General features: G+C 62.6%; 7 protein-coding genes and 1 pseudogene. All 8 read right to left on the reverse strand.

The window, feature by feature from the left end; translation table 11 throughout:
- Positions 1–482, reverse strand: a 482-nt coding sequence (locus tag VZ95_RS11905; protein WP_045776033.1) for a carbohydrate ABC transporter permease, incomplete at its 3' end; no start/stop codon positions are given.
- A 1-nt stretch (position 483) separates the two neighbouring features.
- A complete protein-coding gene (locus VZ95_RS11910) occupies positions 484–1356 on the reverse strand; it encodes a carbohydrate ABC transporter permease (RefSeq protein ID WP_045776034.1) in 873 nt (290 codons plus the stop codon).
- Between the two features lie 69 nt (positions 1357–1425).
- Positions 1426–2736, reverse strand: coding sequence for an ABC transporter substrate-binding protein (locus tag VZ95_RS11915; protein WP_045776035.1), 1311 nt, complete (start codon positions 2734–2736; stop codon positions 1426–1428).
- A gap of 160 nt (positions 2737–2896) precedes the next feature.
- Positions 2897–3847, reverse strand: a complete 951-nt coding sequence (locus tag VZ95_RS11920) for a sugar-binding transcriptional regulator (protein ID WP_045776036.1) — start codon at positions 3845–3847, stop codon at positions 2897–2899.
- A gap of 8 nt (positions 3848–3855) precedes the next feature.
- The gene (locus tag VZ95_RS11925; RefSeq protein WP_045776037.1) at positions 3856–4521 is read right to left on the reverse strand and encodes an HAD family hydrolase; all 666 of its coding nucleotides are present in this window, start codon (positions 4519–4521) and stop codon (positions 3856–3858) included.
- A gap of 62 nt (positions 4522–4583) precedes the next feature.
- Positions 4584–5639, reverse strand: coding sequence for a quinone-dependent dihydroorotate dehydrogenase (locus VZ95_RS11930; RefSeq protein ID WP_045776038.1), 1056 nt, complete (start codon positions 5637–5639; stop codon positions 4584–4586).
- On the reverse strand, positions 5636–6847 hold the full coding sequence (hemW, locus tag VZ95_RS11935; protein ID WP_045776039.1) for a radical SAM family heme chaperone HemW: 1212 nt from the start codon (positions 6845–6847) through the stop codon (positions 5636–5638). Before hemW ends, VZ95_RS11930 begins: the two co-directional genes overlap by 4 nt.
- A pseudogene (locus VZ95_RS11940) lies at positions 6844–7266 on the reverse strand (non-canonical purine NTP pyrophosphatase); the annotation flags it as partial. The pseudogene VZ95_RS11940 and the gene hemW, both read right to left, overlap by 4 nt.

The following is a 7266-nucleotide window of genomic DNA, read 5'->3' on the forward strand; positions in this document are numbered from 1 at the left end:
GTGTAGAGCATCCACACCACAATCGGCAGATTGCCCATGCCGAGCACGACCAGCAGGCCCCAGCGATTGTCCAGCATCCCCGTATCGCGGAAAATCAGATAGATCGGCACCAGCGCGCCCACGGCGGGCATCATCTTGGTCGAGAGCATCCACAGCAGCACGTCTTTCGTGCGCTTGTTCGGCGCAAAGGCCATCGCCCAGGCGGCGGGAATGGCCACCAGCAACCCGAAGATCGTCGCGCCAAAGCTGAGGAAGATCGAGTTCCAGGCATGGAGCAGATAATCGCTGCGCTCCTGGACCGTCAGATAATTTTCCAAGGTCCAGTGAAAGAACAGAAACTGCGGCGGCATGGCCGAGGCGTCGACCTCGGTCTTGAAGCTGGTGAGGATCATCCATAGCACCGGGCCGAACATCAGCAGGCCGACGGCCCAGGCGAAACCGGAGTTGATGAGGCGGCGGGGAAGCGGGGTCGAGCGCGCCATCTTACGCCTCCAAATTCTTGCCGACGAGGCGCACGAGGAAAAACGCGACGATATTGGCGAGAACCACGGCGACAATCGCCCCCGCCGACGCGCCGCCCACATCATATTGAATGAGGGCCTGGGCATAGACGAGGAAGGCGATATTCGTGGTGGCAACCCCAGGGCCGCCGCCGGTGGTGACGAAGATTTCCGCAAAGACCGAGAGCAGAAAAATCGTCTCGATCATAATGACGACCGTAATCGGGCGGGCGAGGTGCGGCAGCACGATATAGAAGAAATAGGCAAACGGCCCCGCGCCATCCATTTCGGCGGCTTCCTTCTGCTCGCCGTCGAGGGATTGCAGCGCGGTCAGTAAAATCAGCGCGGCGAAGGGCAGCCATTGCCACGCCACGATCAAAATAACCGAGAACATCGGCAACCGCCCGAACCAATCGACGGGCTGAAAGCCGAACAGCATCGCTACCCAGGCGAACAGGCCCGAAACCGGGTGCATCAGCAGGTTTTTCCACACCAGCGCGCTCACCGTCGGCATCACGAAAAACGGCGTGATGACCATGATACGCACGAGCCCCTGCCCGAACATCGGCTGATCGATGAGCAGAGCGATGCCGATGCCGAGCAGCACGGTAATCGCCAGCACGCCCCCCACCAGCACCAGCGTATTTTGCAGGCTAGCGAGGAAGTCAGGATCGGCCAGGAAATAAGCGTAATTTTCAAACCCCACGAAACTTTCTGTGCCGGGGGAGAGAAGATTATAGCGCAGGGTGGAAAAATAGAGCGTCAGCCCGAGCGGCACGATCATCCACAGAAACAGCAGAATAACCGAGGGCGATAGGGCAAGACGGGCGGCGATGTTACTATGGCGAGTGGCCATGCCGATGCTCCCAATGCGTAAAAAAAAGGGTGACTCCGCGCGGGAGTCACCCCCAATCCGGGAGAGAGTCTACTTAATATAACCGGCGCGCTTCATTTCCCGTTCGGTAATGGTTTGCGCCGACTTCAAGGCTTCTTCCACCGAGGTCGCCCCGGCGATGACGCCCGAGAAGGACTGGCCGACGCGGGTCGCAATGCCCTGGAATTCCGGGATCGCGGCGAACTGAACGCCCACATAAGGCTTCGGCTTGACCGTGCTGTTGATCGGATCGGCGGCGTTGATCGCGGCCAAGGTCAGCTCGGCAAAGGGGGCGGCCTTCAGATAGTCCGGGTTGGCGTAGAGCGACTTGCGCGTGCCCGGCGGTACATTGGCCCAGCCTTCTTTCGCGGCCACGAGCTTGGTGTAATCCTTGCTGGTCGCCCAAGCGATGAATTTCTGCGCCGCGTCGGTCTTTTTCGAGCCCGCCGGGACCGCGAGATTCCAGGCCCACAGCCAGCCAGCGTTCTTACCGAGGCCCGCATTCGGGGCGATGGCGAAGCCGACCTTATCGGAAACCGTGCTTTCCTTCGGGTTGGTCACAAAGGAGGCGGCTACGGTGGCATCGATCCACATGCCGCATTTGCCCGAGTTGAACAGCACAAGGTTTTCATTGAAGCCATTGGCGGAGGCACCCGGCGGGCCGGACTCCTTCATCATCGTGGCGTAGGTGGTGAGGGTCTTGGTCCATTCCGGCCCGGTGAACTCCGGGTTCCATTTTTCGTCGAACCAGCGCGCACCCATCGAATTGGCCATGGCTGTCAGGAAGGCCATATTCTCGCCCCACCCGGCCTTGCCGCGCAGGCAGATGCCATAGGTTTGGGTGCTGGTATCGGTGATTTTCTTGGCGGCGCTGGCGATGAAATCCCAGGTCGGCTCTTTTGGCATCTGCAAGCCTGCTTTTTCAAACAGGTCTTTGCGGTACATCACGAAGGAGCTTTCGCCGTAGAAGGGCGAGGCGTAGAGCTTGCCGCCGTCCGAAATGCCGGAGCGGATGGCGGGCAGCAGATCGTCCGCATCATAATCGGCACCGAGCCCGTCGAGCGGCACTAGCCAGCCCTGCTTCGCCCAAATCGGCACTTCGTAGGTGCCGATGGTCAGCACATCGAACTGGCCGCCCTTGGTGGAAATATCGGTGGTCACGCGCTGGCGCAGCACATTTTCTTCGAGCGTTACCCACTCAACGGTAATGCCGGGGTTTTTCGCGGTGAAATCGGCGGTGAGGCCCTGCATGCGGATCATATCACCATTGTTCACCGTGGCGATGGTCAGCTTGGTTTGGGCCGAGGCGGAGAAGGCAAGGAGAGAGACGGCACCCAAGAGGGCCCCGAGAGTCATACGCATGATCTATCCTCCCTGGATATTGAACATATGTTCTTATAGTGAGCGTATGTTCATTTTTTGCGTCTGCCTTGTCAATCGCAAAACGCGCGTAAATGTCGCAGGGGCGCGTTTCTCTGCACGCTTTTTGCGGTGCAAAATCAGCGATGTATCGTAGGAGGAATTAGGCCAGAAGCGCGCGGGCTGTGGCTTCGTTGGTAATGAGGCCGCTCAGAATGCGCCCGGTTAGGGCAGCTCGGATGGTTTGAATTTTTGCACTGCCCTGGGCGACGCCGACGATCAGCCGTTCGGCGGGAATCTGGTGCGGAACGCTCATCAGCGTGCGATTGGTGCCGCCCTCCAGAATCCGCCCTTGCGCATCGAAGGCCCAACCGGCGACCTCGCCAATCGCGCCCAGGCGGATAAGGTCCATCAATTCATCGCGCGAAATGAAGCCGTCGATATGCAGTTGCGCCTGCCCATCGATCTGGCCGACGCCGACCAGGGTAACATCGGCGCGCGCCGCCAGCGCCCGCACCTTTCGGACCGCATCGAGCCCCAGCAGCAAATCGCGCTCCTCCGGCGAAGTGGCGAGAATCGGCAGCGGCATTGGATAGTGACGGGCTTGGGTGAGGTCGGCCAGGCGGCTCAGCACATCGTAGAAGCTGGCGGCCCCGTCGCGCGAGATATTGCCGATCAGGGAGACGACCTCGTGCAGCGGGCAGTTGAGGCGCGGCAGTTGCTCGACGGCGGCCCGCAGCGCCCGCCCGGTGCCGACGCCAATGATGATCGGCTTGTCCGAGCGCAGCTTTTGTTCCAGGAAAGCGGCGGCGGCTTGGGCGATGCCGAGGGTGCTGCTGGTCGCCTCGGGATCGCTCGGCACCACGTCGCACATTTGCAAACCGTAGCGTTCGGTAAGCTTGGCCGCGAGTTCCATACAGGCGGCGATTGGGTGGTCGAGCCGGAAGGTAATCAGCCGTTCCGAGACCGCCAGCGACACCAGCCGCTGCGCCGTGGGCCGCGAGACGGCAAGCTTGCGCGCAATCTCATCCTGGGTATTGCCCGCGATGAAATAGAGCCAGCCCGCGCGGGCGGCATCGTCAAGGCGCGACGGGTCGTTGTCGCTACTGGCCATCGGTCGGGTCAAACTCCGGCGGGATCGAATTCTTTCATTCTACTGAATAGGCGATCTGCCCCCGCCGCCGCCAGTCTTTCCGCACTCGCCCCGTCTTGATGGTGACTGCCGCCGGTAAAGCCCCAGACGATCATCCCCGCCGCCTTTCCGGCTTGAACGCCCGCCAGACTATCTTCGATCACAAGGCAGCGGGCCGGATCGGCGTTCAAGGCCTGCGCCGCGTGCAGAAATAGGTCCGGCGCGGGCTTACCGCGCGCCACCATCGCGGCGTTAAACACCCGATTTTCGAAAAACGGCGCAAGGCCGGTCAGGCTGAGGGCGAGATCGAGCCGGGGCCGCTCCGAGGAGGAGGCGACGCAGAAGCGCTGCCCGCGCGCCGTCAGCGCGTCCAGCACCTCGGCGATATCGGGGATCGCGGTTAAATCCCGCTGCATTCGCGCCATCACATCGGTGCGAAAGCGCGGCAGAAAATCGTCGGGTAGCGGGCGGCCTAAGCGCGCCTGAAAATCCTCGGCAATCGCGGTCACGCTGCGCCCAAGGAAGCGCGCCATCGCCTCGTCGGCGCGCGTCGGCAGCCCCGCTTCGGTCAATAGCGCCGCAAGGCTGGTGCAGCTTAGAACCTCGCTATCGACCAGAACCCCATCGCAATCAAAGATAACGAGATCGAAGCGCATTCGATCCTCCCGATATTTTTGTTCACGCTAAGGTCAATTCTTCGAATGAGCAAGCCCGTAGATTAGGCTTCGATCCCGACCGCCTCGCTCAGGCGGGCGTGGCCGTCGTGGGCGAGAAGCCGATCGAGTTCCACCAGAATGCGGCGAACGGCCCAGGGGCCTTGGTAAACGAGCGCCGTATAGAGTTGCAGGGCGGAGGCCCCCGCCTTCACCTTCGCATAGGCATCGGCCCCGCTGTTGATCCCGCCGACGCCAATCAACGGCAGGCTGCCGCGCGTTCGGCAAAACACTTTGCGCAGAATATCCGTCGAGGCGGCAAACAAGGGCGGGCCGGAGAGGCCGCCGCGCTCGTTCTTCTCAGAACTGCGCAGGGTGTCGGGGCGGGCGAGGGTGGTATTGCTCAGGGTGAGCGCGTCGATGCCTTTTTCCAGCAGCACCTCTAGCACGGCATCGAGCCCCGCCTCGTCGATATCGGGGGCGATTTTGGCGACCAGCGGCGGGCGTTTGAGGCCGGAGGTGTCGAAAAGCGCGGCCAGCCGTTCCAGTAGATCACGCAACGGGCCGGGGCTCAGGAACATCTTGCCGTTCGCCGTATTCGGGCAGGAAATATCGAGCGTTAGAAAATCGGCCTGGGGGGCAAAGGCGCGTGCCAGCAGAACAAAATCATTGGCCGGATCGGCGCTATCGGCATTGGAGGCGAGATTAACGCCGACGATCTGGCCCGGTGCCTTGCGCGCGGCAAAGCGGGCGGCGACGGCGGCCATCCCCTCATTATTAAAGCCCATGCGGTTGATGATCGCCTGATCCTCGCTCAATCGAAACAAGCGCGGGCGCGGGTTGCCGATTTGCGGCAGGGGCGTGACGCCGCCAATCTCGCCAAAGCTGACGCCCAAGCGCGGAAACTGGTGGAAAGCGCGCGCATTCTTGTCGAACCCCGCCGACAGACCCAGCGGGTGCGGCAGATCGCGCCCGAACATATGCGTCACAAGGCGCGGCAGCGGCGGAATCGGCACCTGCGGCACTATCCCGGCAGCGAGCAGCTTCAGCGTGAGGCCATGCGCCTCCTCCGGGTCCATCCGATGCAGGAACGGGCGGGCGAGGGGGAAGAGATCGATCATGCCGGAACATCCTCGGGAAGAATCTGCGTCAGCAGCGCGTTCAGCCGCTGCCGTCCCGCCGCGGTGGCGGTTAGATGCGTGTCGGTCTGCGCTAAAAACCCGCCCTCGATCATGCGGGAAAGCCCGGCGGCATCCAAGCTGGCGTCCGGTCGCAGGCCGGTTTCGCGTAAGTAGCGGGCGAGGGGCACACCTTCGGCGAGGCGCAGGCCCATCATGGTCAGTTCGGTGAGACGGTCGGGCACGGCGACGGGGTCGACCTCGGTCAGACCGTCTTCGCCCGCCTCTAAAGCTGCGAGCCAAGTTTCCGGCACTTTTTGCGCGCGGGTAGCGAGCTTATGGCCGAGGGGCGTGCCATCGTCCAGAGTCAGCCGCCCGTGCGCGCCGGGGCCGACGCCGAGGTAATCGCCGTAGCGCCAATACAGAAGATTATGGCGGCTTTCCTGACCCGGCTTCGCGTGATTGGAAATCTCGTAAGCGGGCAGCCCGGCCGCCGTCAGCAGCGCTTGCGTCGCCTCATAGAGATCGCCCGCCAGCGCATCATCCGGCAGGGCGAAATCGCCGCGCGCGTGCGCGCCATAAAAGGCGGTGCCGGGCTCGATGGTCAGTTGATACAGCGACAGATGGCCCACCGCCAAATCCAAGGCTTGCCGCAGTTCGGCTTCCCAGGCCGCAACCGATTGGCCGGGGCGGGCGTAGATCAGATCGAAGCTGAAGCGCTGGAAATGCTTGGCTGCGAGCGCAATCGCGCGGCGGGCTTCATCGGGATCATGGGTGCGTCCCAAAAAGCCGAGCGCGTTTTTCTCCAGGGCCTGCACACCGATGGATAGCCGATTGACCCCGGCGCTCGCATAGCCCGCGAAATTTTCGGCCTCGGCAGACGTCGGGTTGGCTTCCAGACTGATTTCCGCCCCGGCGGCGAGCGGCCAGAGCCGGGCAATCGTGTCGATCACGCTACCGACCAAGCGCGGCGGCATCAGCGACGGGGTGCCGCCGCCGAAAAAAATCGATGAAACGCTGCGATTGCCCAATCCTTCGGCGTCAAAGCGCGCTTTTTGGCGCGTCAGGCTGGCGGTCAGGCCGTGCTCCCACGCGTCTGCCTCAATTTTATCCCGCACATGACTGTTAAAGTCGCAATAGGGGCATTTCGAGCGGCAGAAGGGCCAATGGACGTAAACGCCAAAGCTGCGCGGATCGGGCGGTAGGCTCACGCGAAAACAGCTTTCACCAACTGCTCGAAGGCGCGGGCGCGGTGGCTCATGGCGTGTTTGGCACCAGCGTCCATTTCCCCAAAAGTCTGCGTGTAGCCGGTGGGAATGAAAATCGGATCGTACCCGAAGCCATTCGGGCCGCGCGCCGGGAAGGTCAGCGTGCCGTCGATGATGCCCTCGAAGGTCACGATCTGCCCATCGGGCCAAGCGAGCGATAGGGCACAGTGGAAGGCGGCGCTGCGGTCGGGATTATCGCCCAACTCGGTGCGCACCCGGTCCATCGCTACCGAAAAATCCTTGCCCGGCCCGGCCCAGCGCGCGGAATAAATGCCCGGTGCGCCGCCGAGGCCGTGGACGGCAAGGCCGCTATCGTCGGCGAGCCGATGGCTTGCCGGAGCCTTCGGCGGCGGCGCGGGCTT

Origin of the sequence: Elstera litoralis (genome assembly GCF_000963705.1) — a bacterium.
Classification (GTDB): domain Bacteria; phylum Pseudomonadota; class Alphaproteobacteria; order Elsterales; family Elsteraceae; genus Elstera; species Elstera litoralis.